Source organism: Luteimonas sp. MC1825 (genome assembly GCF_014764385.1).
GTDB lineage: Bacteria > Pseudomonadota > Gammaproteobacteria > Xanthomonadales > Xanthomonadaceae > Luteimonas.
In genome coordinates this window covers 602075-627575 of sequence record NZ_CP061714.1, presented here as the reverse complement: position 1 = coordinate 627575, position 25501 = coordinate 602075, and the positions used below count along the sequence as shown (strand labels likewise).

Below are 25501 nucleotides of genomic sequence, written 5' to 3'. Positions count from 1 at the left end.
CCTGCCTGCGGAGCTGCGATCAGGCCGTCAGGAAACGCTCCAGCGCCGCGGCGTCGAACGGCCAGTCCAGCTCACGGGCACCGGCGGCATCGCGCAGCACCGGCACGCGCACACCGTAACGGTGCTCGAGCGCCTCGTCACCGTCGATGAACACGCTGTCGAATTCAGGCGCACGCGCCTCCGCCAGCACCGCGATCGCGAGGTCGCAGAGGTGGCAGTCGTCGCGCTGGAAGAGGATGAGCTGCATCGGTCCGGGCCTTCAAACGTGCGCGCCGCGCAGGGGCGGCGCAGCGGCGCGGCTATGATAGCGGGCAGCCGCGCGCGCCCTCGCGCCGCCTGGACCCGGCAGCCTCCGGGGCAACCGGATCACCATGGCCGTCAGCACCTTCGACCTCTACAAGATCGGCATCGGGCCGAGTTCCTCGCACACCGTGGGCCCGATGCGCGCCGCGGCGCGCTTCGTCGAGCACCACCTGGCCGACGCCGGCAAGCTGCAGGACGTCGTGCGCGTGCGCGCCGAGGTGTTCGGCTCGCTCGCGCTGACCGGGCGCGGCCACGGCACCGACAAGGCCGTGCTGATGGGTCTTGAGGGCAACGTGCCCAACCTGATCGACCCCGACATCATCCCCGACGCCTTGCTGCGCATCCGTAGCGAACGCCGCGTCAACCTCGCCGGCCGCCACCCGGTGGCGTTCGAGGAGAAACGCGACCTGGTGATGAACAAGCGCCAGAAGCTGCCGTTCCACACCAACGGCATGCGCTTCACCGCCTACGACGCCAACGAAGAGGTCGTGGCCAGCCGTGACTACTACTCGGTCGGCGGCGGCTTCGTGGTCAACCAGGACGAGGCCGCGGAGGATCGCATCGTGGCCGACACCACGCCCGTGCCCTATCCGTTCGCCAGCGGCGACGCGCTGCTTGCGCAGGCGCGCGAACATGGCCTGAGCATCGCGCAGATGATGATGGCCAACGAAACCTCGTGGCGCAGCGGCGACGATGTGAAGGCGGGGCTGCGCGAGATCTGGCAGGCCATGCAGTCCTGCATCCAGCGCGGCATCGCCAACGGCGGCACCCTGCCGGGCGGCCTGCACGTCTCGCGGCGCGCGCCGGCGCTGTACGCGGAGCTGTCGTCGCGACCGGAGGCCGGCATGCGCGACCCGCTGACCACGCTCGACTGGGTCAACCTGTACGCGCTGGCGGTCAACGAGGAGAACGCCGCCGGTGGCCGCGTGGTCACCGCGCCCACCAACGGCGCCGCCGGCATCATGCCCGCTGTCCTGCGCTACTACGAGCGCTTCTGCCCCGGCAGCACCGAGCAGGGCATCTTCGATTTCCTGCTCACCGCGGCCGCGGTCGGCATCCTCTACAAGGAAAACGCCTCGATTTCCGGCGCCGAGGTCGGCTGCCAGGGCGAGGTGGGCGTGGCCTGCTCCATGGCCGCGGCGGGCTTGACCGCCGCGCTCGGCGGCACCCCCAGCCAGATCGAGAACGCCGCCGAGATCGGCATGGAGCACAACCTCGGCCTGACCTGCGACCCGATCGGCGGGCTGGTGCAGATCCCCTGCATCGAGCGCAACGCGATGGGTGCGGTCAAGGCCATCAACGCCTCGCGCATGGCCATGCGCGGCGACGGCAAGCACAAGGTCAGCCTGGACAAGGTCATCAAGACCATGCGCGACACCGGCCGCGACATGCAGGACAAGTACAAGGAGACCTCACGCGGTGGCCTGGCGGTGAACGTCATCGAGTGCTGATCCGCGGCTGCATCCGCGGGTGATCGCCAGCACGTCGTCGAGCAGGGCCGCCGCGGTCACCGCGGCGCCCGCGCCCGGCCCCTGGATCAGCAGCGGCCGCGCGTGGTAGCGGTCGCTCCAGATCGCCACCCGGTTGTCGGTGCCCGCGCCCGCGCGCAGAGGATGCGCGGCGTCGAGCGCGCGCAGCTCCGCGCGGGCACCGGCGGCGTCGACGCGGCCAACGTAGGCGAGCGTGTCGCCCCGCCTTGCCGCGGCGCTATGGCGTTCGCGCAGCGGCGTGTCCAGCATGCCCAGGCGCGCATCGACATCGGCGGCGTCGGCCGTTGCAAGCGCCGGCGGCAGCAGCGACTCCACCACGACCTCGCGCGGCTCGATCGCGAAGCCCGCCGCGCGCGCCAGGATCAGCAGTTTGCGGCGCACATCCTCGCCGGACAGGTCGATGCGCGGATCGGGCTCGGCGTAGCCGGCAGCGCAGGCCGCACGCACCAGGTCCGCGAATGGCGTGCTGGCGTCGTGGCGGTCGAACAGCCACGCCAGCGAGCCTGACAGCACGCCCTCGATGGCGTGGATGCGGTCGCCACCGGCGACCAGCGCGCGGATCGAGCGCAGCAGCGGCAACCCGGCCCCCACGGTGGCGGCATCGCCGTAGCGTCCGCCGCCCTCGCTGCAGGCACGCACGATCGCCTGCGCGCGTACGGAGTCGCTGCCTGCGCCGAGCTTGTTGGCGGTAGCCACGTGGATGCCGCGCAGCAACCACTCGCTGTGCCAGCTGGCGACGACGTCGCTGTCGCTGGCGTCGACAATCACGTCGCCTCGGCGCAGCCCTTCGCTCTCCACCCACGGCGGGAATCCGCCGCCGCGCGCCGGTGCCGCGCGCAGCCGCTGCAGCACCTCGCCGGCCGCACCCGGGTCGCAGCCCGCCAGCGCGCGCGAGTTCGACAGCCAGGCGAACTCCGGCAGTGCGACGCCCTGCCCGCGCAGCTGCGCGCAGCGCGCCACGAACGCGGCGCCCACCGTGCCGGTGCCCAGCAGCCCGAGGCGCGGCTGTGGCGGTTGCGCCGGCGGCACCGCACGCGGCACGGCCCCCGGCCGCGGCAGGCTGGCGACCGCGTTCATGCGTCCACCGTGCGACGCGTGTCGACCGTGGCCGTGGTTTGTGCGCGGTCGAGCGCCGCGGCAAGGTCGGCGAGCAGGTCGTCGGCGGATTCGATGCCCACCGACAGGCGCAGCAGGCCGTCCACGATGCCGGCACGCGCACGCGCCTCCGCGGTCATCGCCGCGTGCGTCATCGTCGTCGGGTGCGCCACCAGGCTCTCCACGCCGCCCAGCGACTCGGCAAGCGTGAAGCACTGCAGGCCGTCGACGAACGCGCGCACGGCCACCACGCCGCCGGCCAGTTCGAACGACAGCATGGCGCCGAAGCCGCGCTGCTGGCGCGCCGCGACGGCGTGTCCCGGGTGTGCTGCGAGACCCGGCCAGTACACCCGGGTGACCGCCGGATGCGCCTGCAGGCAGTCCGCCACCCGCGCCGCGTTCTGCTCGTGCACGCGGATGCGCGCGTCCAGCGTGCGCAGCCCGCGCAGGGTGAGGAAGCTGTCGAACGGCGCGCCGGTGATGCCCAACGCGTTCGCCCACCAGGTGAACCGCGCGTGCAACTCCGGCGATGCCGCCACCACGGCACCACCCACGACATCGCTGTGGCCGTTGATGTACTTGGTGGTGGAATGCAGCACCACGTCCGCGCCGGACGCGAGCGGCTGCTGCAGTGCCGGCGACAGGAAGGTGTTGTCCACCGCGACCAGCGCGCCGGCGCGGTGCGCGGCCTCCACCACGAAGCGCAGGTCGGTGATGCGCAGCAGCGGATTGGACGGCGTTTCCACCAGCACCAGCTTCGGCGACATGGCGAGCGCGTCGCCCAGCGCACGCGGGTCGGTGAGGTCGGCGGTGACGAGTTCGAAATGTCCCTTGCGCGCCAGCGCGTCGAACAGCCGCCAGCTGCCGCCGTAGGCATCATGCGGCACCACCAGGCGGTCGCCCGGCTCCAGCAGCGCGTGCAGCAGCAGGGTGATCGCCGCCATGCCGCTGGCGGTCACCACGCCGCCGGCGCCACCTTCCAGCGAGGCCAGCGCCTCGCCCAGCAGGTCGCGCGTGGGGTTGCCGCTGCGCGTGTAGTCGTACTCGCGCTTGTCGCCCAGGCCGGCGAAGCTGAAGTTGGACGACAACACCAGCGGCGGGGTGACCGCGCCGAACGCGGTGTCGCGGTCGATGCCGGCGCGCACGGCGCGGGTGGCGGCGTCGAACCGGCGCGCGGGCGTGTTCATGCCGCCACCTGCGCGTTGGCCGACGCCGTTGCGCCCAGCGCCGAGCGCAGGATCGCGTCGATGCGCGCCCCGCCCTTGAGGAAGGCATCGTGGCCGTGCGGCGAGCGCAGCACGCGCAGGCGCGCCGCGCCGCCGATGCCTTCGACCAGGTCGACGGCATCGGCCAGCGGCACCAGCTGGTCGCCGTCCACCGCGACCACGGTGGTGGGCACGCGCACCGCTGCGGGATCCACGCGATGCAGGTCGATCGATTCCGAAAGCCGTTGCCAGGCGATGGCCGGCGTGCGCGCGACGAAGCGCGCGCCGACGGCATCGAGATAGTCCTCCGCGGCCACGCGCACGCGGCCGTTGGCCACCACGGGCGCGGCCGCGAAGCGCTCGGCGAATTCCTGCGGACTGCGATAGCCGAGCATCGCGAACTGGCGCGCGAGCGACAGCCCCTGGCCGTCGGCGCATTGCAGCTGCCCGAGCGCGAGCGCCCTGCGCTGAAGCGCGCGGCAGGCCGCGGCCCAGGGATGCGCGCGGTGCGCGCCGCTGACCGCCACCAGGTGTTCCAGGCGCGCGCCATGGCGCGCCGCGAACTGCAGGCCCACCATCGCGCCATACGAATAGCCGACGAATGCGTGCAGGCGCGCGATGCCGAGCGCGTCGAGCAGCAGCGCCGCGGCATCGGCCTGGTCGGTGGTGTCGATCGGTGCGTCCAGCATGCCATCGGCGCCGACATGGTCGAATGCGAGCAGGCGCGTGCGCGCGGGATCGAGGGCTGTCCCGGCACCGGCCACCGCGCCGGCCCAGCCACGCGCGGGAAACACCGCGCAGGGCGCGAGGTGGCGATCGGCGGAGATGCCGCCGGCGACCAGCACCACCGGTGCGTCCCGCGAACCCTGCAGTTCGTAGGCCAGCCGCAGCGGGCGCAGGCCAGCGTGGCGCATCGGCAGCGTCACCTCAACCTCGCCACGGAGGCCGAGGCACGACAGGTCGGGAGCCGCAGCGTGCGGCGCGGCAACCGCGACATCGTGGTGCGGGGGCGTGGAGGCGCAGGCGGGCGCGGTGCGTTCAACGAAGCTCATGGCGATATCCGAGAGGGGACAAGGCCATCGACGCCAACGGGGCATGCCGGAGATCTGCCACGCGCCTGGCGGCACGCAACGCCACGGATGCCGCGAGGCGATCCGCAACCATCTTCCGGTGGACACACAGGTCCCCGCAGGACTTGGCACAGCGGACGGAGCTTGCGCTCCATCCAGTTGCCCCGGCGTCTTCGGGCCTGTCCCTCGGCCGGTCACGATGGATGCCGCGCAGGTTGGCAGCGCCCGCGCGGCTTGTCAATCGCTTCATGCGGATCAAGCGATGGATGGCGTTGGGTGCGTCGCCGACGTGCCGTCGATCGCCGGCGCGGGCGGCGCTGCCGCATAATCCCGCGATGCAAAGAACACTTGTCGCCGGCGCGCTGGCCGTGCTCCTGTCCGCCTGCGCCACGCAGGCCACGCAACCCCGAAACCCGCCTCCCGCCACCCCGGGCGTGGCCGAGGGCGCAACGCTGGTCCAGGAGGCGTGGATCTCCGCCGATGTCGTGGGCGAGGAGCTCGATTCGCTGGCCACGTGGAGCGCGGAAGACGGCCGCACCTGGTTGCTCGCCACCGGCAAGTCGGGCCATCGCCTGACCCTGTTCGACGGCGACAGCGGTGCCGTGTCGCGCACCGTCGGCGCGCGTGGCGAAGGCCACGGCAGCTTCAACCGCCCCAACGGGATCACCGTGTTCGGCGACCTGGTGTTCGTGGTGGAGCGCGACAACCGCCGTGTGCAGGTGCTGTCGCTGCCCGGCTTCGAGCCGCTCGGTGCCTTCGGCCAGGCCGAACTGCGCAGCCCCTACGGCATCTGGCTCAACGAGGTCGCGCCGGGTGAACTCGACGCCTACGTCACCGACAGCTTCATGTACGGCGCGCGTTTCGACGTGCTGCCCGCCGACCAGGAACTCGACCAGCGCGTGCGCCGCTACCGCCTCGAACCCCGCGACGACGGCATGGCTGCGCGCTACCTGGGCGCGTTCGGCGCCACCAGCGGTGCCGGCAAGCTGCACATGGTCGAGTCGATCGCCGGCGATCCCGCGCATGACCGCCTGCTGATCGCCGAGGAGGATCGAAACCGTCCATCCAACCTGCGCGAATACGACCTCGCCGGCCGCTTCGCCGGCCGCAGCCTCCCCGAAGGCACCTTCGACGGCGAGGCCGAAGGCGTGGTGCTGTGGTCCTGCGGTGTCGACAGCGGCTACTGGATCGCCGTCGACCAGCAGGCGCCGCTGACCCGCTTCCATGTCTTCGCGCGCGCCGACCTGGCGCCGGTCGGCAGCTTCCACGGCGCCAGGGTGGCGCGTACCGACGGCATCGCGCTGCACGCCGCGGCCACCACGCGCTTCCCGGCCGGTGCGTTCTACGCGGTCCACAACGACCTCGCCGTGGCCGCGTTCGATCTCCGCGACCTGGTGCAGGCGCTGCGCCTGGACCCGGCCTGCCTGCACTGACCACGATGCGCGCGTTCGTCGCCTGCCTGCTGCTGGTGGCAAGCTGCGGAGCCGCCGGCGCCCCGCCCGAGGTCTACCGCTGGACGGATGCCCGGGGCGTGGTGCACTTCGGGGATCGCGTCGACGACGGCGTGCCGCCGGCGCAGGTGGAGCGCGTGCCGCTGCAGGAGGCGCCGGCGCCGCTGGCGCGGCTGGTCATCGAAGACCGCGGCAACGGCCACGAAGCCTGGGCCGAAAACCTGCTCGCCGGCCCGATCGAGGTGGTGCTGCGCATCGAAGCCGGGCGCGCGCCGGCCGCCCAGCCGGCCCTGCCCGCGCGTGCGACGGTGCCGGCCCGTGGACGCGTTCTCGTCGCGCGCGTGGCCGCGGCCGATGCCCGCCTGCGCCTGGACGCCGTACCCGGCCATCCCGCAGCGCAGGTGCGCGACGTCGAATACGCCTGGCCGCTGGGAACCGCGGCGCTGCGCATCGAACAGGCCTGGGGCGGGCGCTTCAGCCACGCCGACGACGAGAACCGGCACGCGGTCGACTTCGCCACGCCCGTGGGCACGCCGGTGCTCGCCGCCCGCGATGGCGTGGTGATGCAGGTCGAAGCCGGATTCGCCGAAGGCGGACTCGACCGGCCGGAGGACATGGCGCGCGCCAACGTCGTCCGCATCCTCCACGACGACGGCTCGATGGCCGTGTACGCGCATCTCGCCCCCGGCGGTGCCGACGTCCGCCCGGGCGAGCGCATCCGCCGCGGCCAGCGCATCGGCCGCTCCGGCAATACCGGCTACAGCGGCGGTCCGCACCTGCATTTCGTGGTCCAGGCCAACCGCGGCATGCGCCTGGTGTCGCTGCCGTTCCGGATGTTCGGCCCGGGCGGGATCCTCCGCTTCAGCGAGCCTTGACACCCGGCACCCGCGCCAACCGCCACCGCGCCGTATAATCGCCGGCTTCCCGCACACTCCCGGCGCCAGCGCGGCGCGTATCGCCATGCCTGACGTTTCCGCCGAAGCCGCCCGCCGCCGCACGTTCGCGATCATCTCGCACCCCGACGCCGGCAAGACCACGCTCACCGAGAAGCTGCTGCTGTTCGGCGGTGCCATCCAGATGGCCGGCTCGGTGAAGTCGCGCAAGACCACCCGCCATGCGACGTCCGACTGGATGGCGCTGGAGAAGGAGCGCGGCATCTCGGTGACCAGCTCGGTGATGCAGTTCCCCTACGAGGGCTGCGTGATCAACCTGCTCGACACCCCCGGCCACGCCGACTTCGGCGAGGACACCTATCGCGTGCTGACCGCGGTCGACTCCGCGTTGATGGTGATCGACGTCGCCAAGGGCGTGGAGGAGCGCACCATCAAGCTGATGGAGGTGTGCCGCATGCGCGACACGCCGATCATGACCTTCATCAACAAGCTCGACCGCGAGGGCAAGGACCCGATCGACCTGCTGGACGAGGTCGAGACCGTGCTCGGCATCCAGTGCGCGCCGGTGACCTGGCCGATCGGCATGGGCAAGCGGCTCAAGGGCGTGGTGCACCTGATCACCGGAGAAGTGCACCTGTACGAGCAGGGCCGCAACTTCACCCGCCAGGACTCCACCATCTTCCCGTCGCTCGATGCGCCGGGGCTCGCCGAGCGCATCGGCGCGGACATGCTGGCGCAGGTGCGCGACGAGCTGGAGCTGGTGCAGGGCGCCAGCCATGCCTTCGATCTCCAGGAATACCGCGCCGGCCGGCAGACCCCGGTGTTCTTCGGTTCCGGCGTCAACAACTTCGGCGTGCAGCCGCTGCTCGACTTCTTCATCAAGCACGCGCCGTCGCCGCAACCGCAGCCCACCACCACGCGCGCGGTAGCGCCGTCCGAACCCAGGCTCACCGGCTTCGTCTTCAAGATCCAGGCCAACATGGATCCGCTGCACCGCGACCGCGTCGCGTTCATGCGCGTGTGCTCGGGCCGTTTCGAAGCCGGCATGAAGGTGTTCCAGGCGCGCACCGGCAAGGAGCTCAAGCTCGCCAACGCGCTGACGTTCCTCGCAAGCGACCGCGAGATCGCCGCCGAGGCCTGGCCGGGCGACGTGATCGGCATCCACAACCACGGCACGATCTCGATCGGCGACACCTTCACCGAAGGCGAGCAGCTCGCGTTCACCGGCATCCCCAACTTCGCGCCGGAGCTGTTCCGCCGAGCGCGCCTGCGCGATCCGCTCAAGCTCAAGCAGCTGCAGAAGGGCCTCGCGCAGCTGTCGGAGGAAGGCGCCACCCAGTTCTTCAAGCCGATGATGTCCAACGACATGGTGCTCGGCGCGGTCGGCGTGCTGCAGTTCGACGTGGTCGCCTACCGGCTGAAGGACGAATACGGCGTCGACGCCATGTTCGAGCCGGTCGGCGTGGCCACGGCGCGCTGGGTCCGCTGCAAGGATGCCAAGAGGCTGGAGGAGTTCCGCGAGAAGAACGCCACCAACCTGGCCATCGATGGCGCCGGCGAACTGGTCTACCTGGCGCCGACCCGGATCAACCTGCAGCTCACCACCGAGCGCTGGCCCGGGGTGGAGCTGCTCGCCACGCGCGAACACGCCACGGCCCGCAGCGACGGCTGACGGGCACGCGACATGGCGGGAGATTAAGATCGTGGCCTCGCCGCCCAGGTTGCCCGCCATGACACCTCGCACCGCCCACCCGACCGCGCTCGCGGTCGCCATCACCCTGATGTGCGTGCTCGCGGGCTGCGGTCCGCGTGCGCCCGCGGATGACGCCACCCAGGCGGCCAGTGCCAACGCGCCCGGACCTGCGGGCGATGCCGCCGCGCGCGACCCGGGTGCTGCCAGTGGCGACGCCACGCCCACCGCTCCGACGGACGGCGACGACGTGCTGAGTGGTGTGCCGCAGTCGATTCCGCTGCCGGCGCGCACCACCCCCACCATGCCGTTGCCGGACGCCACCGAGGTCACCTACCTGTGTGCCGACGGCAGCGACCTGCGCGTGCGCTATGGCGGGGGCCAGGCCAGGGTGAGCATCGGCCTCGACAACGTCGCGACCCTGGCGCTCTCGCCCGAAGCCAGTGCCGAGCACGGCGGCGAGGTCTACGTGGGCCAGGGCCAGGGACTGCGCAGGATCGGGGGCGTGGTGGAGTTCGATCCCGGCAAGGGCGAGGACGCGATCCGCCGCTGCCGCGAGGCGTCCAGCACAGCGTGATGGCGCATCCGACCAGCCCCCGTGAGGCCGCGCTCAACACGATGGGCCCGCGCCGGCAGCGTGAGGAATTGGCCAGTGCGCTGACCCACGGCCTGGGTGCCACGGCGGCGCTCGCCGCAGGCGCGGTGCTGGTGACGCTGGCGGCGATGCATGGCGATGGCTGGCAGCTTGGCTCGGCGATCGTCTTCTCCACGTCGCTGCTGCTGCTGTACGTGGCCTCGACCCTCTACCACGCGTTCCGCGATCCGGTGCTGAAGGGCCGGCTGAAGATCTTCGACCACTGCGCGATCTACCTGCTGATCGCCGGCACCTACACGCCCTTCACCCTGATCGGCCTGCGCGGCCCGCTGGGCTGGTGGATGTTCGCCGCCATCTGGTCACTGGCGCTGGCCGGCGTGGTCTTCAAGCTGTTCTACACCGGGCGCTTCAAGCGCCTGTCCACGCTCATCTACGTGGCCATGGGCTGGATGGTGCTGGTCGCGATCAAGCCGGTGCTGGTGGCGCTGGACGCATGGACCTTCGCGTGGCTGGTCGCCGGGGGCGTGGCCTACACGCTGGGCACGGTGTTCTACCACCGCGAGTCGCTGCCCTACTCGCACGCGATCTGGCACCTGTTCTGCATCGCCGGCAGCGCCTGCCACTACATCGCGGTGATGGCCCAGGTGGCGGTTCCGCTCGCCTGAACATGAAGGCCACGTGCACCGGCGGCGAGGATTCACTCCCGTTTGATGCACCACGGTGGAAGGTGGCGGCCTGACCGCAACCGGGCCGCGCATGCCTCCTGAAACCCCGCCACCTGCCGCCGCGCCGCCCCCACGGGCACGGCCGCGTGCACTCGACGCGGTCACCGCGCATCCGTGGCGGACGCTTGCCGGAGCGTTGGCCGTGGCGATCGTCGCGCTGGTGCTGCTCTGGGACTGGAACTGGTTCAAGGGGCCGCTGGAGCGCATCGTGGCGGCGAAGACCGGCCGCAGCTTCGAGATCGGCGGCGACCTCGATGTCGATCTCGGGCGCATCACCGTCGTGCGCGCCGGCAAGCTGCGGCTCGGCAACGCCGACTGGTCGGACGAGCCGATGATGGCCACCGCCGACCAGCTTGAACTTCACGTGCGCCCGTTCACGCTGCTGCCCGGGCGCCAGGCGCGCATTCCCGAACTGCGCCTGACCAACCCCGACCTGCTGCTGGAGAAGGGCGACAAGGCCGGCAACTGGGTGTTCCCCGCCATGGATGGCGATGGGCCCGGCCCGGCGTTCGAGCGCCTGTGGGTGGATGACGGTCGCCTGCGCTTCATCGACGCCAAGGGTGGCACCGACATCGATCTGGCGGTGGCGAGCCGCGCGCCCAAGGACAGCACGACCGCGCCGCCGATCACCCTCAAGGGCAGCGGCCACTGGCGCGGCGAGGCCTTCACCCTGTCCGGTGCGGCGGCCTCGCCGCTGGCCTTGCAGGCCGCCAGGCGCCCCTACGCGATCGACCTGCGGGCGGCGGCGGGCGCCACGCGAGCACATGCGCGCGGCACGGTGACCGACCCCGTGCGCATGGCCGACTTCGACCTGCGCATGGCGCTGTCGGGACGCAACCTCGAGGACCTCTACCCGCTGATCGGGGTGGCCCTGCCACCCACCGCGCCCTATGCGCTCGATGGCCGCTTCACCCGCGACGGCACCACCTGGCATTACGACGACTTCACCGGCAAGGTCGGCGACAGCGACCTCGGCGGCTCGGCCAGCGTCACCACCGGCGGCGAGCGGCTCATGTTGCGCGCCAACCTGCACTCGGCGCGCCTGGACTTCGACGACCTGGCGGGCTTCGTCGGCGCCGCGCCGCAATCCGGAGGCGGCGAAACCAGCAACCCGGAGCTCAAGGCGCAGGCCGCCAAACAGGCGGCGAGTGGCCGCCTGCTGCCCGACACGCCCTACGCGCTGCACAAACTGAGGGCGATGGACGCCGACGTGCGCTGGAAGGCCGCGCGCATCCAGGCGCCCGGCTGGCCGCTCGACGACATGGACGCGCACATCAAGCTGCAGGCCGGGCAGCTGCGCCTGGATCCGCTCGACTTCGGCGTGGCCGGCGGCACCATCCGCTCGACGATCCGCATGGATGCACGCAAGGACGTCATCCGCACCGACGCCGACATCCAGGCGCGGCGCCTGGATCTTGCGAAACTGTTCCCGAACATCGAATTGACCCGTGACGCAGTGGGGCGCGTCGGCGGCAACATCAACATCGCCGGCAACGGCAATTCGATCGCTGACATGCTCGGCTCCGCCGACGGCGACATCGCGCTCGGCATGGGCCGTGGCCAGGTGAGCAACCTGCTGATGGAGCTGGCCGGCATCGACATCTACGAGGCGCTGAAGTTCCTCATCGGCAAGGACCGCAGGGTCGCCATCCGCTGCGCGTTCGGTGACTTCAGCGTCAAGGACGGCCTCATGACCTCGCGCGCGCTGGCGTTCGATACCAGCGACACGATCATCGTCGGCGAGGGCACCATCGACCTTGGCGACGAACGCCTGGACCTGCTGCTGAAGCCGCGGCCCAAAGACCGCAGCTTCCTGTCGCTGCGCTCGCCGCTGGTGCTCGACGGCAGCTTCCGCGACCCCCGTTTCCGCCCGGACATGGGGCGCCTCGGCCTGCGCGGCGCCATCGCCCTGGCGCTGGCCAGCATCGCGCCACCTGCGGCATTGCTGGCGACCCTTGAACTCGGCGGCGGCGAGGACAGCGGCTGCGGCGGCGACTACGCGAAGTAGCCGCGGCCCGCGAGGCGCTCACGACGTGATGTAGCGCTGCAGCTGCTGGAGCTCTTCCTGCTGCTCCTCGATCACCGCCTTCACCAGGTCGCCGATCGACACCACGCCCAGCACCGCATCGCCATCCACGACCGGCAGGTGACGGATGCGGCGCTCGGTGACCATGCGCATGCAGGCGGACGCGTCATCGCCCAGGCCGACGGTGACCACGTCGGCGGTCATGATGTCGCGCACCGGGGTGTCCTTCGACGAGCGCCCGGCCAGCACCACCTTGCGCGCGTAGTCGCGCTCCGAGAGGATCCCGACCAGCCTGCCACCGTTGCCCAGCACCAGCAGCGCGCCGATGCCCTTCTCGGACATCAGGCGGATCGCGTCGATCACCGGGGCGTCCGGGCCGATGGCATGCACCTCAGGTGCCTTGGACTCCAGCAGATGCCTCACCGTGCGCATGGCGGCTTCCCTCGATGTTGGATGGCACGCCCGAGCATACCCCGCCGGCCGGATGCCAGGCGTCGACCACGTACAGCGGACGCTGCTTCGACTCCTCGTACAGGCGCCCCAGGTATTCGCCGATCAGGCCCAGCGCCATCAACTGCACCCCGCCGAGGAACAGGATGACCGCCATCATCGTCGGCCAGCCCGCGACCGGGTCACTCCACAACAACGCCTTGACGATCACCCACAGGCCATAGGCGAAGGCGACCAGCGCGGTGGCCACGCCGAGATAGGTCGCCAAGCGCAGCGGCGCGGTGGAAAAGCTGGTGATGCCTTCCAGCGCGAAATTCCACAGCTGCCACAGGTTGAACTTGCTCTTGCCCGACAGGCGCGCGTCGCGCAGGTAGGGCACGCTGATGCGGTTGAAGCCGATCCAGCCGAACAGGCCCTTCATGAAGCGGTGGCGCTCGCGCAGCTCGCGCAGCGCGGCAAGCGCACGGGGCGACAGCAGGCGGAAGTCGCCGGTGTCGGCCGGCACCGGGGTCTTCGACAGGCGCTGCATCACGCGATAGAACGCATGCGCCGATCCGCGCTTGATCCAGCCTTCGCCCTCGCGCGCCAGGCGCGTGCCGTGCACGTCGTCAAAGCCCTCGCGCCAGCGCGCCACGAACTCCGGGATCAGCTCCGGCGGATCCTGGCCGTCGGCGTCGAGGATGAGCGCGGCACCGTGCGTCACCCGGTCGAGGCCGGCGGTCAGTGCCGCTTCCTTGCCGAAGTTGCGCGACAGGCGCAGCAGCGACACCCGCGCATCGGCCGCCGCCAGCGCCTGCATCACCTGCCAGGTGCCGTCGCTGCTGCCATCGTCGACATACAGCACGCGCCCCTCGACGCCACTGGCCGCGGGCAGCGCGTCCAGCACCTGGGCCAGGCGGCGGTGCAGCACCGGCAGCGGCTCGGCCTCGTTGAAGGCGGCCACCACCACGGTCAGGCGATCGGGTTCCATGGCGGCATCGTAGCGCGGTCTCATTCCAGCGCTTCGCGCCACGCCGGGCCATCCAGGTTGCGCATGTTGCGCTCGATCCAGCGCGCGCGGCGCTGCACGTAGGGGCCCGGCCGGTGCGCGCTGTAGCGCTTCGGGCTGGGGAGCACGGCGGCCAGCCGCGCGCTCTCCGACGCCGCCAACCGGGACGCGTCCTTGCCCCAGTAGCTGCGGGCAGCCGCCTGCGCGCCGTAGATGCCATCGCCGAACTCGGCGATGTTGGCGTACACCTCGATGATCCGGCGCTTGGGCCACAGGGATTCGATCAGCACCGTGTACCAGGCCTCGGCGCCCTTGCGCACCCAGCTGCGCCCGCTCCACAGGAACAGGTTCTTGGCCAGCTGCTGGCTGATGGTGCTGGCGCCACGGGTGCGCCCGCCGCGGGCGTTGTGCGCGCGCGCCTGCTCGATGGCCTTGATGTCGAAGCCGCGGTGGGCGAGGAAGTTCTGGTCCTCGGCGGCGACCAGCGCCAGCGGCAGTGACGGCGCCAGCTGGTCGAGATCGCGCCAGTCGTAGGCAACGCGGAAGCCAGTGTCGCCGGCGCGCAGCGCCTCGAACTGCCGGATCGCCATGAACGCCGAGAATGGGGGATCGATGAAGCGCAGCGCCAGCACCTGGGCCACGCTCAGCAGGGCGAGCAGCAGCGGCAGCTTCCACAGCCAGTGCCAACGGCTGCGCCGGCGCGCAGGTGCCGCCTGTGCCGGCGACAGGCCGTCCTTGTCACGCGAAGCGATCATCCCCATCTCCCCCGGTCTCCCACAGTGGGCCCGGACCGGGGATTATCCGCCCCCGTCCACGCCCGGCAATGCACCGGAACCGCCATGACCCATCCAGACCGCGACCACCTCACCCGCTTCCTGCTGCCGCGCGCCGGCGTGCGTGGCGTGCACGTGCACCTCGATGACACATGGCGGTCGATCACCTCGAGCGACGACTACCCGCCGACCGTGCGCGCCATGCTCGGCGAATCCAGCGCGGCCGCGGCGCTGTTCACCGGGCATACCAAGGTCGACGGCCGGCTCTCCGTGCAGCTCCGCGGCACGTCCGCGCTGCGCACGCTGTTTGCCGAATGCACCGCCGCCGGCACCCTGCGCGGCATCGCGCGCATGGCCGACGACGCCGGTGACATCGCCGGCCTGCACGCCATCGGCGACGACGCGCTGCTGGCGATCACCATCGAGAACCCGGGCATCGGCGACCGCGATCCGGTGCGCTACCAGAGTCTGGTGTCACTGGACGCGCCCGACCTGTCGACCGCCTTCGAGGCGTACTTCGTGCAGTCCGAACAGCTGCCCACGCGCATCCTGCTGGCGGCCGACGGCGACTCCGCGGTCGGGCTGATGCTGCAGAAGCTGCCTGGCGACAGCGTCGCCGACGTGGACGGCTGGGACCGTGCCAGCGCCCTGTTCTCCACCCTGCGCTGCACGGAGCTCCTGGAAACGGGGGTCGGCGAACTCCTGCACCGCCTGTTCCACGAGGAGGATCCGCAGATCGTGGGCGGCCGTCCGCTGGAGTTCGCATGCTCGTGCTCGCGCGGGCGGGTGGAGGCCATGCTGGCCTCACTTGGGCGGACCGAAGCCGAGGCCGCCCTGGCCGATGGCGTCGCTTCGGTACGTTGCGAGTTCTGTGGCCAGGCGTACGCGTTCGACGCGGCCGGGATACACGCGATCTTCACGCAGCAGCGGAGCCCAATGGATGCCCCGCCCCGCCTGCAATAAGGCCCGGCGAGGCGCGCAGGGGATTGTTAAGGAAACATAAATCCACTAAAGTCCGACGCATCGGGTCGGGGAACTTCCTTCCGTAAAACGGGGTCGAAAGCGGGCCATGAAGCTGCGCATTGCACAACTGTCACTGTCCCTGCTGCTCGCCTTCGGCGTGGCGGCCGGTGCGCATGCGCAGTCGTCCAAGCGTGACCAGGCCGTGCTTCCGGTATGGAACCAGGCCAGCGGCAAGATCGAAGCCGTACTCCTGCTGGAACCAACAAACGGCAAAGCCGGGTCGCGGCTGCGCTTTGGCGACAGCACGCTCGATGCGGCGTTCGGCATCGAGGCCGGCAACTCGCTCGGCGTCTTCTGCGACCGCGAAACCGGCCTGGGCAGCGCGCTCGGCAACCTCGCCAACAATTGCATGCTGGCCAGCTTCGGCGACGGTGAAAGCCGCCGCGCCAGCGGCACCGCCGCGCTCAATGCCGGCAGCAACCGCATCGGCGTGACCGCCGGCGCTGGCACCGGCACCTTGCCCGGCTGGCTGAGCCCCGGCAATCGCGTCGCGTCCAGCAAGATCGACGTCAACGACCTGACCGTGTTCGCGCAGCGCAACATCGGCCGCGAGGGCGTGGTGTCGATCGCCGGCACCATGGCCAAGGCCACCCTGATGACCCCGGCCGAGGCGACCAGCCTCGGCCTGTCCGACCAGTGGACGTCGCGCAGCCTGAGCGTCGGCGGCGGCTATGGCCGATTCGGCGCCAGCATCGTGGGACACGTGGTGGACACGCCCGGCCAGCCGAAGTGGGAAGGTCTCGGCCTGGGTCTGACCTGGCGTACCCCGTGGAGCGGACAGCTCACGGTTGGCGCCGACAACCTGGTCACCCGCGGCAGGAATCCCTTCACCCCGACCATCGACGGGCGTGAAGACGAGGGCACCGTGCCCTACGTGCGCTACGAGCAGGATCTCTAAGCCGCTGATTTTCTTACGCTTCGTGAAAAGAAGCGTCGCCGTTTTAACAACACTTTAATTTTCTCTCCGTCGGGACTACTATCGGTTCCGGCCTTGCCGGGCTTGGTGTCTGCTTTGACGCCACCGGCGGGGTTCCCATGGGATTTACCCAAGACTCACTTGGAGAGAGAGATGACAGTTAAGACCACCAAGCTCCGCGACGCGATTACTTTCGCGCTCGTGTCCGGCGCGACCGTACTGGCCGGATCGGGCGTTGCATTCGCCCAGGACGCCACCACGGAGCAGCAGGCGACCACCCTCGACCGCATCGAGGTCACCGGTTCGCGCATCCGCAGCGCCGAACTGGAAACCGCGCAGCCGATCATCACGATCTCGCGCGAGCAGATCCAGCAGCAGGGCTTCAGCTCCGTTGCAGACGTGCTGCAGAACATGACCTCGGCCGGCTCCCCGGCAATCAGCCGTTCCGAAGTGCTCGCCTCCGGCGAAAACGTCGGCGGCTACTACATCGACATCCGCAACCTGGGCGCCTCGCGTACCCTCGTGCTGCTCAACGGCAAGCGCCTCGGTGTCAACACCACCGGTCTCCAGGACCTCGGCCAGATCCCGCTTGCTGTCGTCGAGCGCATTGACGTCCTGAAGGACGGCGCTTCGTCGATCTACGGCTCCGACGCCATCGCCGGCGTCGTCAACGTGATCACGCGCCGCAACTTCGAAGGTGCCGAAGCCAACGCCTACATCGGCCAGTTCTCCGACGGCGACGGCTTCAAGCAGAGCTACGACTTCACGATGGGCTCTTCGTTCGACCGCGGCAGTGTCACGTTCAGCGCCGAGTATGCGAAGGAAGATCCGGTTTGGGCGCGCGACCGCGACTTCAGCGCATTCGGCAACTCCGGTCCGGCGTTCCCGGGTTCGGGCTGGAGCGCTGTCTCGCAGAACGGCGTGTGGCTGGGCAACGTCAACGACGCCGGCGACTTCACCGATCCGTCCTGCTCCAGCGGCCTCTGCACGCTGAACGCCGGCGGCGACCCGCGCAACCCGGCTGACTACCACAACCTGACCACCGCCGAGCGCGCAAACTCCAACCAGCAGATGATGCTGCAGACGGGCATGGAGCGTCGCTCGATCTTCGTCAGCGGCAACTACGACATCACCGACGACGTCCGCTTCCGCGCCGACCTGAACTACAACCAGCGCACCACGGATCAGCAGGTCGCCGGCTATCCCGCGAACTACGGCTTCGCGATGATGTCCGCCGACAGCTACTTCAACCCGAACCCGACCGCGGGTGACGCGTACTGGTACCGCCGCCTCTGGGAAGTGCCGCGCACCACCAGCAGCGAGCTCGACACCTTCCGCACCAACCTGGCCCTCGAAGGCGCGCTGCAGTTCGGCGAGAAGTTCTGGGATTGGGACGTTGGCGTGATGACCAACCGCAACTCGATCCTGAAGATCGGCCGCGGCGACGCCAGTGTTCCGGCGCTCGAGCAGGCCCTGGGCGCGTCGTACCTCAACACGGCCACCGGCCGCGTCGAGTGCGGCACGGCTGCCAACCCGATCAACTACGGCACCAACATCGGCAGCGGCGAGTGCATCCCGTTCAACCCGTTCGTCCCGTTCGGCGTCGCCGGCCAGGGCTCGCTGGGTAACCCGGACCTGCAGACGTTCCTGTTCCCGACCTACCACGACTCGGGCCGCACCGAGACCACCGACTACACCGCCAACCTGTCGGGCTCGCTGTTCAGCCTGCCGGCCGGCGACGTCGGCCTGGCCGTCGGTGTCGAGCACCGTCGCGAGAAGGGTCGTTTCGTGCCGGACGCGTTCAACCAGGCGGGCATCAGCACCGGCCTGCCGGCGACGACCACGCAGGGCCAGTACGACGTTTCCGAAGCCTACGTCGAACTCGAGGTCCCGCTTCTGGCGGACGTCCCGTTCGCGCAGGAACTGACGCTCAACGTCGCCAGCCGCTATTCGGACTATTCGAACTTCGGTGACACCACCAACAACAAGTTCCAGCTCCGCTGGCGTCCGATGGACAGCCTGCTGGTGCGTGCGACCTACGCCGACGGCTTCCGTGCCCCGTCCATCGACAACCTGTACGGTGGCGTTGGCGGCAGCTTCGAGTTCTACACGGACGTCTGCGCCGTGGGCCAGCCGGGCTACGGCAGCGCGGCCTGCGTCGCGGCCGGTGTCCCGGTGAACTACGTGCAGCTCGGCCAGGGCGGCATTCCCTGCACCACGCTGCCGTGCCAGACCGGTTTCCAGTTCATCACCGGTTCCAACCCGAACCTGACGCCTGAAATCGCAACCTCCAAGACTGCCGGTCTCGTGTGGAGCCCGCAGTTCGTCGAAGGTCTGGACATCAGCCTTGACTGGTACAACGTCAGGCTCGAGAACGTGATCGCTTCGGACACCGTGGACAGCATCCTGCGTGACTGCTACGTCTCCGGGATCGCTTCGCGTTGCGACGGCATCACGCGCAACGCGGCGGGCGCCATCACCAACATGTTCTTCGGCCTGACCAACCTGGGCGAGCTGGAGACGGAAGGCTACGACCTCGGCGTGAAGTACCGTCTGCCGGAAATGAGCTTTGGCCAGTTCGGCGTCAACTGGCAGAGCAGCTACGTCAGCAAGTACGACCAGCTGGCGGACCTGGATCCGGCAACCCTTGTCGAGGGCTACGTGGGCACCCCCGGTGTCTTCCGCCTGCGCTCCAACCTGGGCCTGACCTGGGAGATGGGTGACGTGACGCTTGCCTACATGGGCCGTTACTTCTCCGGCATGAAGGAAAGCTGCGCCTCGGCGCCGCGTCCCTGCGACGACCCGACCAATCGTGACGTCTACGGTGCCGTGGCCCGCCAGAACCGTACCGGCTCGAACACGTTCCACGACCTGCAGGCGTCCATCGAGCTGCCGTGGAATGGTACGGTTGCCCTCGGTGCCAACAACATCACCGGCCACCAGGGTCCGATCATGTACACCAATCCGAACAGCCAGTACCCGTACTACGGCGGTTTCGACATTGGTCGCTTCGTGTACCTGAAGTACCAGCAGCGCTTCTGATCCAGGGCGTTATTGCTTGATATGCTACGGCCCCGTTATCGGGGCCGTAGTTTTTTGGGCCCCGCCCCCGCCGACCGTGCCTGGCACTTCCAGGCACCTGCCCTGGAGCACCCCTTGTCGTCCCGCATGAAATCGGCAGTCGAGGTTTTTGCGGAGGCACTCGAAGCGGTCGAGCGCGGCCAATGGATACGGGCCCAGGCGCTGGCGGAAAGCATCATCCCGACAGCCCCGAACGTGGCGGGCCCCTATTACATTGCCGGGATCTCGGCCCTCCAGCTCGACCAGGTACAACACGCGGTCATCCGCCTCTCACGCGCCTGCGCACTCGAGCCGGGCCGTGGCGACTACCAGGCCCAACATGCGCGTGCACTCGTGGTGCACGGCGATCTCCCGCAGGCCGCCGCAGCGGCGCGCCTTGCACTGCAGGCGCCGTCGTTGGACGCGAGCGCACTGGACACGCTGGGCATCGTGCTCGGCCGGGCAGCCCTGCATGCCGAAGCGGCAGCCGCATTCGAGCGCGCGGTCGCGGCAAGGCCTTCCGACCCGAACCTCCGTTACAACCTCGCCACGTCGCTGATGTTCCATGGCGACCTGGCCGGTGCCGAGCGCGAGTACGAAGAGTGCCTGAGGCTCGATCCGCGCCACTGGCGCGCCGACTTCTCGATTGCACAATTGCGCCGGCAGACTGCGGACGACAACCATGTCGCGCGCCTGCGACAGCGGCTGTCGCGACATGCGGCGGAACCAGGGGCACAGCTTTACCTGAACCTCGCCCTGGCCAAGGAGCTCGAGGATCTGGGCCAAACCGGGGCGGCCTTCGACCACTACACTTCCGGGAAGGGGCAGCTGGGCCACCGTGCCAAGCCGCTTGTCGACCTCGCCGAACGCTGCGTAACCCGGCTGATCGAGCGGCACGCGACGTCGCCGCCAGATGGCGGCGGGTACCGCAGCGGCGAGCCGGTCTTCATCATCGGCATGCCGAGAAGTGGCACGACGCTCATCGACCGGATCATTTCGAGCCATGACGACGTGCACCCGGCGGGCGAACTCGACAATTTCGGCATGCAGTTGCGCCGGTTTTCGGGAGCGCCGGCCCGCAGCCTGCTCGAGACCGCCATTGCGCTGCCACCCGGCTTCCAGGATTGGCAACGACTGGGTGACGACTATGTCGCCAGCACGCGTCCCGCGACGGGCCACACTCGACGCTTCACCGACAAGCACCCGCTGAACTTCCTGTTCGTCGCCGACATCGCGCGGGCACTTCCCGGCGCGCGGATCATCTGCATGCGGCGCAACCCGATGGACACCTGCCTCAGCAACTTCAGGCAGCTGTTCTCGACCGAGGCCGTCGACTATGACTATTCGTTCGACCTCCTCCAGACCGGCCGCTATTACCTGCTGTTCGACCGGCTGATGCGCCACTGGCAATCCGTCCTGCCGGGTCGGATCCTCGAGGTGGACTACGAGGTCCTGGTCAGCGCCCCCGAGCCGACCATCCGCGGGGTGCTGGAGTTCTGCGGACTCTCCTGGCAAGAAGACTGCCTCTCCTTCGAGCGCAATTCCGCGGCTGCCGCCAGCGCCAGCGCCGCACAGGTCCGTTCGCCGCTCAACCGCGATTCGCTGGAGCGCTGGAAGCGCTATGGCGCGCGTCTCGACGCGCTCCGCTCGCTGCTGGTTGCAGGCGGCATGCACATCGCGGACAACGCACCGGGTATCGGGCGGGCTCGCTAGCCTCCGTTGCCTGCCAGCAGCAGGCGCAGGAGCCTTTCCTGGTCGATCTCCTGCCTGCCACGGACGCTTCCCAGCACCAGTACCACCAGGTCGGCCGCCGGCAACACGTGCAATGCGTTCGAGTGGCGCCCGAGCGCGGACACCATGCACGGGCGCGCCGGGGATTCGCCGCCACGACCGGCATGGCATGCCGCGGTGCGCGAATCGAGCCACCAGCCGACGCCGTAGCGGCTGTTGGCCCGTGACGGCTTGAAACACTCCGACAGCGTCGCTTCGCGCAGCAGGGCCCCGCCCTGCCAGCGCCCGCCGTCGCGCACCAGCTTGCCGAACGCCAGCCAGTCGCCCGGGGTCATGAGTGCGCCGTCGGCCAGATGCGGGTGGCCGTCCGCGGTGGGCAACCACGACGCCCGCGCGGCGATGGGCTCCAGCACCCGCCGGGCGAGGTAATCGGCCGCTTCCATGCCGGTGACCCGCCGTACGGCTTCGGAGAAGACGAGGAAGGGATAGGGGCCGTAGCCGAAGCGGCGTCCGGGTGGCGCGGCGACGCGGGCCTCGAGCGCCGCGGCGATCGACTGCCCTGCGATCATTTCGCTGTCACGCCCCCCGCCCCGCGCGGGATCGAGCCCGGAATCAAGCGACAGCAGGTTGCGAATGGTGATTCCCGACCGTCCGCGCCCCCGCCACTCCGCGATGTACTGCTCCACGGGCGCGTCCCAGTCGAGGAGGCCATCGTCGACGGCGGCGGCGGCGATCACACAGCTGAAAGCCTTGCTCCCGCTGAACAGCATCTGCAGCTTGTCCGGGCCGACGCCGTCCGCGTACCGTTCGAGCACGGTGGCGTCCCCGCGCAGCACGATGAACGCCACGGCACCATGCGCGAACGCGTACCGTGCCGCGCGTGCCGCGCGTTCGGCGCGTTCGGCGCGTTCGGCGCGCTCGGCCTCAAGGTCGACCGCACGTGCGAGGCCGGACACGCACGCCAGGAAGAACAGCATGGCGAGCAGGATCGCCGTGCTGACAGGCGCGCAATCGCCGCTTGGAACGCTGCAACGTGGCACGTGGTCCGATCCTCAGGCGGGATTTCCGGCAGCAACCGCCGGGACCGGGACCCCCAGGTCACGCAGCATCGGCTGCAGGTGGGCCGCGTACGGACGCCAGGCGCCGCTTCGGCCGCGCAGGATCCCCTGGCGCACCTGCGCGGTGCTGGCCGTCGCAATGCTGCCACCGGCGCGACCGACATCCAGCATTCCCGGCTCGTAGTCGAGCCCGCAATATTCCGCGATCCGCATCGCGTGGGACGCGGGGTCCTCCACCAGCGCCCGGTAGTCGAGCGTCAGCACCCTGTCGGGCAGGAGCGCCTCCCAATGCCTCATCAACCTGGCGTAGCCGTTGTAATACGCGGCGACGTCGTGCTGGTCGTTGGCGTGGTCGACGGCACCGGAGAACAACGTCGTGAGATTCGCGAAGCAGGTGTCCATGGGATCGCGGCGGATATGGATGATCTTCGCCCGCGGCAGCGCCATGGCGATCAGCCCGACGTTCATGAAATTGCTCGGCAGCTTCTCGGTGAACATCGCGCGCCCCTTGGACAACCATGCCGCACTCGCCGAATAACGCGTCGCGATGGCATCCAGGTCGATGCAATCGATACCGTCGAGCACGGACACGTCGAACGCACCATCGAACCCGCGATCCACCTCCGTCCTGACCTCCTCCGCGAAGGCGTATGTCTCACCGCCGTCCGTGACCACCGAGTGGCCAGCCAGGATGCGCTCCAGCAGCGTCGTGCCCGAACGGAACATGCCGACGATGAAGACCGGCGTGCTGGCCAGCCGGACCGTCGATTGCCGGGCCAGCATTCGCGCATCGAACGTGGCCAGCATCCGGTCCACGAGTCGCGTGAACCGGTCGCGGTCGAACCGCGACGTGCGCTTCCCGATCTGGCACGCCCGCTCGAGGCTCTGCCAGGCAAGTTGATGGCGGCCCAGGTCGTTGGCTTCCTTGTACAGCGCATAGCGCACGAAGCACTCGCCATGCCCACCGGGAACGGCCTCGGTCGCCTCGCGGAGCAACCGGTCGACCCGGTTGTCCCCGGGGGTCGCCGTACGCAGGCCGGTCAGCATCCAGGAGGCCTGGAACATGCGCGGGTCACTGTCGAGGCAGGCGAGGTAGTCTGCGCGGGCGCCTGCCGTGTCGCCGCCGAACGAGCGCAGGTTGCCGCGAAAGTAGAGGGCTGCAGCGCAGCCCGGGTCGATCTGCAGCGCACGCTCGACCAACTGCATGGCGGAGGCGGTGTCGCCGGCGGCGACCAGGCCGGCGGCGGCTTCCGCCAGGATGCGCGGAGGCGCCTCGGCGCGGAACACCGGCCGCGCCAAGGTCTCCTTCAAGCGGGCGAATTCGTTGAAGCGGTACAGTCCGAGGGAAACGGCAAACAACAGCTGCGCGACATCCGGAACCGCGTCGTGCGCCTGCACCACCAGCTGCCGAGGCCGACGGTGCCGGCCCTTGCGCGACAGGGCCGCCGACAGGGCCAGCAACGTCTGCACGTGCCCCGGTGCGCGCGACAGATTGGCTTCGAACGCGACGATTGCGCCTTCGGAGTCACCCCGCTGCAACATCTGTTCGCCCGCCTGCCAACCCGCGTCGGCACGGTCGTCCGGGCTGGCGGGGTTCATTCGCCGCTCCATCACCCTGCCGTCAACCGCCAGCGGCGGCGCCAAGATGGGCGCGGTGACGACCGGCGCCTATGCGCGCATCCGCAAGCAGTTCGGCCTGTCGATCGGCCGCTTCGAGGGCGTGGAAGAGGCGCTGGCCCGCATCGGCGGCAAGGCATACGCGATCAGCGCGCTGTCGCAGGCGACCGCCGCCGCGGTCGACCGCGGTGATGTGCCGGCCGTGCCGTCGGCGATCGCCAAGTACCACTGCACCGAGATGGGCCGCGCGGTCGCCAAGGACGTGATGGACGTGATCGGCGGCAAGGGGATCATCCTCGGCCCGCGCAACTTCGCCGGCCGCGCCTGGCAGGCCTCGCCGATCGCGATCACGGTCGAGGGCGCCAACATCATGACCCGCAGCCTGCTGATCTTCGGCCAGGGCGCGATCCTCTGCCATCCCTGGGTGATGAAGGAAATGAAGGCGGCGCAGGACCCGGACGCGCAGGCCGGCTTGGAGGCCTTCGACCGCAGCCTGTTCGGCCACATCGGCTTCGCCATCTCCAACGCCGTGCGCTCGCTGTGGTACGGCCTGACCGCGGCGCGCTTCGGCAAGGCGCCCGGCGACGACTACACGCGGCGCTTCTTCCGCAAGCTCGATCGCCACTCCGCCAACCTGGCGCTGATGGCCGACGTGTCGATGCTGATGCTCGGCGGCAAGCTGAAGTTCAAGGAGTCGCTGTCCGGGCGCCTGGGCGACGTGCTGAGCCACCTGTACATGACCAGCGCCATGCTCAAGCGCTACCACGACGACGGCGCGCCGGCGGCCGACCAGCCGCTGCTGGCGTGGGCGTTCCACGACAGCATCCACCAGATCGAAACCGCGCTGTCGGCGGCGCTGCGCAACTTCCCGATCCGTCCGGTGGGCTGGCTGATGTGGGCGCTGATCTTCCCGCTGGGCCGGCGTGCCGAAGCGCCCGGCGACCGCCTCGGCCACCGCGTGGCGGCCCTGCTGATGACGCCCAACGAGGCCCGCGACCGCCTCGCGCAGGGCGTGTTCACCACGCCCTGCGAGAACAATCCCGCCGGCCGCATCAATGCCAGCCTCGCGGCCGCGGTGGCCGCCGAGCCGGTCGAACGCAAGTTCCTCAAGGCGCTGAAGAACAAGGGCATCGAGGCGCTGGACTTCGCGTCCCAGCTCGACGAGGGCGTGCGCGAGGGCTGGATCACCGCCGAGGAGCGCGTCCAGCTCGAGGAGCTGCGTGCGCTGACGCTCGATGCGATCACCGTCGACGACTTCGACGTGCACGAGCTGCGCGCGGCGAGCTACTACGACACGCCGCGGCCGGCATCCTCGCGCGAGGCGGCCTGACGCAAGCGCGCG

General features: G+C 69.9%; 20 protein-coding genes, 1 pseudogene and 1 riboswitch. Of the genes and pseudogenes, 12 read left to right on the top strand and 9 right to left on the bottom strand.

Features of this window, described 5'->3' with window-relative positions; all coding sequences use genetic code 11:
• Positions 1–19: 19 nt before the first annotated feature.
• Positions 20–247 (bottom strand): glutaredoxin family protein, encoded by a 228-nt coding sequence (locus IDM46_RS02890; protein WP_182822694.1) that lies wholly within the window; start codon positions 245–247, stop codon positions 20–22.
• A 124-nt stretch (positions 248–371) separates the two neighbouring features.
• Between IDM46_RS02890 and IDM46_RS02885 the strand changes: the two genes are divergently transcribed.
• A complete protein-coding gene (locus IDM46_RS02885) occupies positions 372–1754 on the top strand; it encodes an L-serine ammonia-lyase (RefSeq protein ID WP_185114760.1) in 1383 nt (460 codons plus the stop codon).
• Here the strand turns inward: IDM46_RS02885 and IDM46_RS02880 are convergent.
• From IDM46_RS02880 to IDM46_RS02870, 3 genes are read right to left on the bottom strand one after another with little or no spacing between them, the layout of a single operon-like run.
• The gene (locus tag IDM46_RS02880) at positions 1716–2870 is read right to left on the bottom strand and encodes a homoserine dehydrogenase (protein WP_185114759.1); all 1155 of its coding nucleotides are present in this window, start codon (positions 2868–2870) and stop codon (positions 1716–1718) included. The genes IDM46_RS02885 and IDM46_RS02880 overlap by 39 nt on opposite strands.
• Positions 2867–4075 (bottom strand): O-succinylhomoserine (thiol)-lyase, encoded by a 1209-nt coding sequence (locus IDM46_RS02875; protein WP_185114758.1) that lies wholly within the window; start codon positions 4073–4075, stop codon positions 2867–2869. Before IDM46_RS02875 ends, IDM46_RS02880 begins: the two co-directional genes overlap by 4 nt.
• Entirely contained in the window at positions 4072–5145 is a 1074-nt protein-coding gene (locus tag IDM46_RS02870) for a homoserine O-succinyltransferase (RefSeq protein ID WP_185114757.1), read from the bottom strand. The genes IDM46_RS02875 and IDM46_RS02870 overlap by 4 nt, the downstream gene beginning before the upstream one ends.
• 105 nt (positions 5146–5250) lie before the next feature.
• A riboswitch (SAM riboswitch) is annotated at positions 5251–5369 on the bottom strand.
• A 129-nt stretch (positions 5370–5498) separates the two neighbouring features.
• On the opposite strand from IDM46_RS02870, the gene IDM46_RS02865 reads away from it, so the two are divergent.
• The 6 genes from IDM46_RS02865 (at position 5499) to IDM46_RS02840 (ending at position 12525) form a co-directional block, all read left to right on the top strand.
• The gene (locus tag IDM46_RS02865) at positions 5499–6596 is read left to right on the top strand and encodes a phytase (RefSeq protein WP_185114756.1); all 1098 of its coding nucleotides are present in this window, start codon (positions 5499–5501) and stop codon (positions 6594–6596) included.
• Between the two features lie 5 nt (positions 6597–6601).
• Positions 6602–7489: a peptidoglycan DD-metalloendopeptidase family protein gene (locus IDM46_RS02860; RefSeq protein WP_182822706.1), complete on the top strand. Its 888-nt coding sequence runs from the start codon at positions 6602–6604 to the stop codon at positions 7487–7489.
• An 85-nt stretch (positions 7490–7574) separates the two neighbouring features.
• The gene (locus IDM46_RS02855; protein WP_182822708.1) at positions 7575–9179 is read left to right on the top strand and encodes a peptide chain release factor 3; all 1605 of its coding nucleotides are present in this window, start codon (positions 7575–7577) and stop codon (positions 9177–9179) included.
• 58 nt (positions 9180–9237) lie between these two features.
• On the top strand, positions 9238–9774 hold the full coding sequence (locus IDM46_RS02850; protein WP_185114755.1) for a hypothetical protein: 537 nt from the start codon (positions 9238–9240) through the stop codon (positions 9772–9774).
• Positions 9775–9815: 41 nt separating this feature from the next.
• Complete coding sequence (locus IDM46_RS02845) at positions 9816–10457, top strand: hemolysin III family protein (RefSeq protein WP_182823857.1); 642 nt, start codon at positions 9816–9818, stop codon at positions 10455–10457.
• Positions 10458–10548: 91 nt separating this feature from the next.
• On the top strand, positions 10549–12525 hold the full coding sequence (locus tag IDM46_RS02840; RefSeq protein ID WP_185114754.1) for an AsmA family protein: 1977 nt from the start codon (positions 10549–10551) through the stop codon (positions 12523–12525).
• An 18-nt stretch (positions 12526–12543) separates the two neighbouring features.
• Here IDM46_RS02840 and IDM46_RS02835 read toward each other — a convergent pair whose 3' ends face one another.
• From IDM46_RS02835 to mtgA, 3 genes are read right to left on the bottom strand one after another with little or no spacing between them, the layout of a single operon-like run.
• Positions 12544–12975, bottom strand: a complete 432-nt coding sequence (locus IDM46_RS02835) for a CBS domain-containing protein (protein WP_182822714.1) — start codon at positions 12973–12975, stop codon at positions 12544–12546.
• On the bottom strand, positions 12935–13963 hold the full coding sequence (locus tag IDM46_RS02830; protein WP_182823859.1) for a glycosyltransferase family 2 protein: 1029 nt from the start codon (positions 13961–13963) through the stop codon (positions 12935–12937). The genes IDM46_RS02835 and IDM46_RS02830 overlap by 41 nt, the downstream gene beginning before the upstream one ends.
• 20 nt (positions 13964–13983) lie before the next feature.
• Positions 13984–14736 (bottom strand): monofunctional biosynthetic peptidoglycan transglycosylase, encoded by a 753-nt coding sequence (gene mtgA / locus IDM46_RS02825; protein WP_182822716.1) that lies wholly within the window; start codon positions 14734–14736, stop codon positions 13984–13986.
• Between the two features lie 84 nt (positions 14737–14820).
• Between mtgA and IDM46_RS02820 the strand changes: the two genes are divergently transcribed.
• The 4 genes from IDM46_RS02820 (at position 14821) to IDM46_RS02805 (ending at position 21466) form a co-directional block, all read left to right on the top strand.
• Positions 14821–15717, top strand: a complete 897-nt coding sequence (locus tag IDM46_RS02820; protein ID WP_185114753.1) for an Hsp33 family molecular chaperone HslO — start codon at positions 14821–14823, stop codon at positions 15715–15717.
• A 142-nt stretch (positions 15718–15859) separates the two neighbouring features.
• Positions 15860–16675: a hypothetical protein gene (locus IDM46_RS02815; protein WP_182823861.1), complete on the top strand. Its 816-nt coding sequence runs from the start codon at positions 15860–15862 to the stop codon at positions 16673–16675.
• A gap of 171 nt (positions 16676–16846) precedes the next feature.
• Positions 16847–19735: a TonB-dependent receptor gene (locus IDM46_RS02810; protein ID WP_185114752.1), complete on the top strand. Its 2889-nt coding sequence runs from the start codon at positions 16847–16849 to the stop codon at positions 19733–19735.
• 114 nt (positions 19736–19849) lie between these two features.
• Positions 19850–21466: a sulfotransferase gene (locus IDM46_RS02805; RefSeq protein ID WP_185114751.1), complete on the top strand. Its 1617-nt coding sequence runs from the start codon at positions 19850–19852 to the stop codon at positions 21464–21466.
• On the opposite strand, the gene IDM46_RS02800 is transcribed toward IDM46_RS02805, so the two are convergent.
• Together IDM46_RS02800 and IDM46_RS02795 are read right to left on the bottom strand one after the other, a co-directional pair.
• Positions 21463–22461 (bottom strand): serine hydrolase domain-containing protein, encoded by a 999-nt coding sequence (locus IDM46_RS02800; protein WP_221441767.1) that lies wholly within the window; start codon positions 22459–22461, stop codon positions 21463–21465. The two genes, IDM46_RS02805 and IDM46_RS02800, sit on opposite strands and share 4 nt — an antisense overlap.
• 75 nt (positions 22462–22536) lie before the next feature.
• Positions 22537–24141: a sulfotransferase gene (locus tag IDM46_RS02795; protein WP_185114749.1), complete on the bottom strand. Its 1605-nt coding sequence runs from the start codon at positions 24139–24141 to the stop codon at positions 22537–22539.
• 4 nt (positions 24142–24145) lie between these two features.
• Here IDM46_RS02795 and IDM46_RS02790 point away from each other — a divergent pair.
• Positions 24146–25489: pseudogene (locus IDM46_RS02790) on the top strand (acyl-CoA dehydrogenase domain-containing protein); the annotation flags it as partial.
• Positions 25490–25501: the final 12 nt, after the last annotated feature.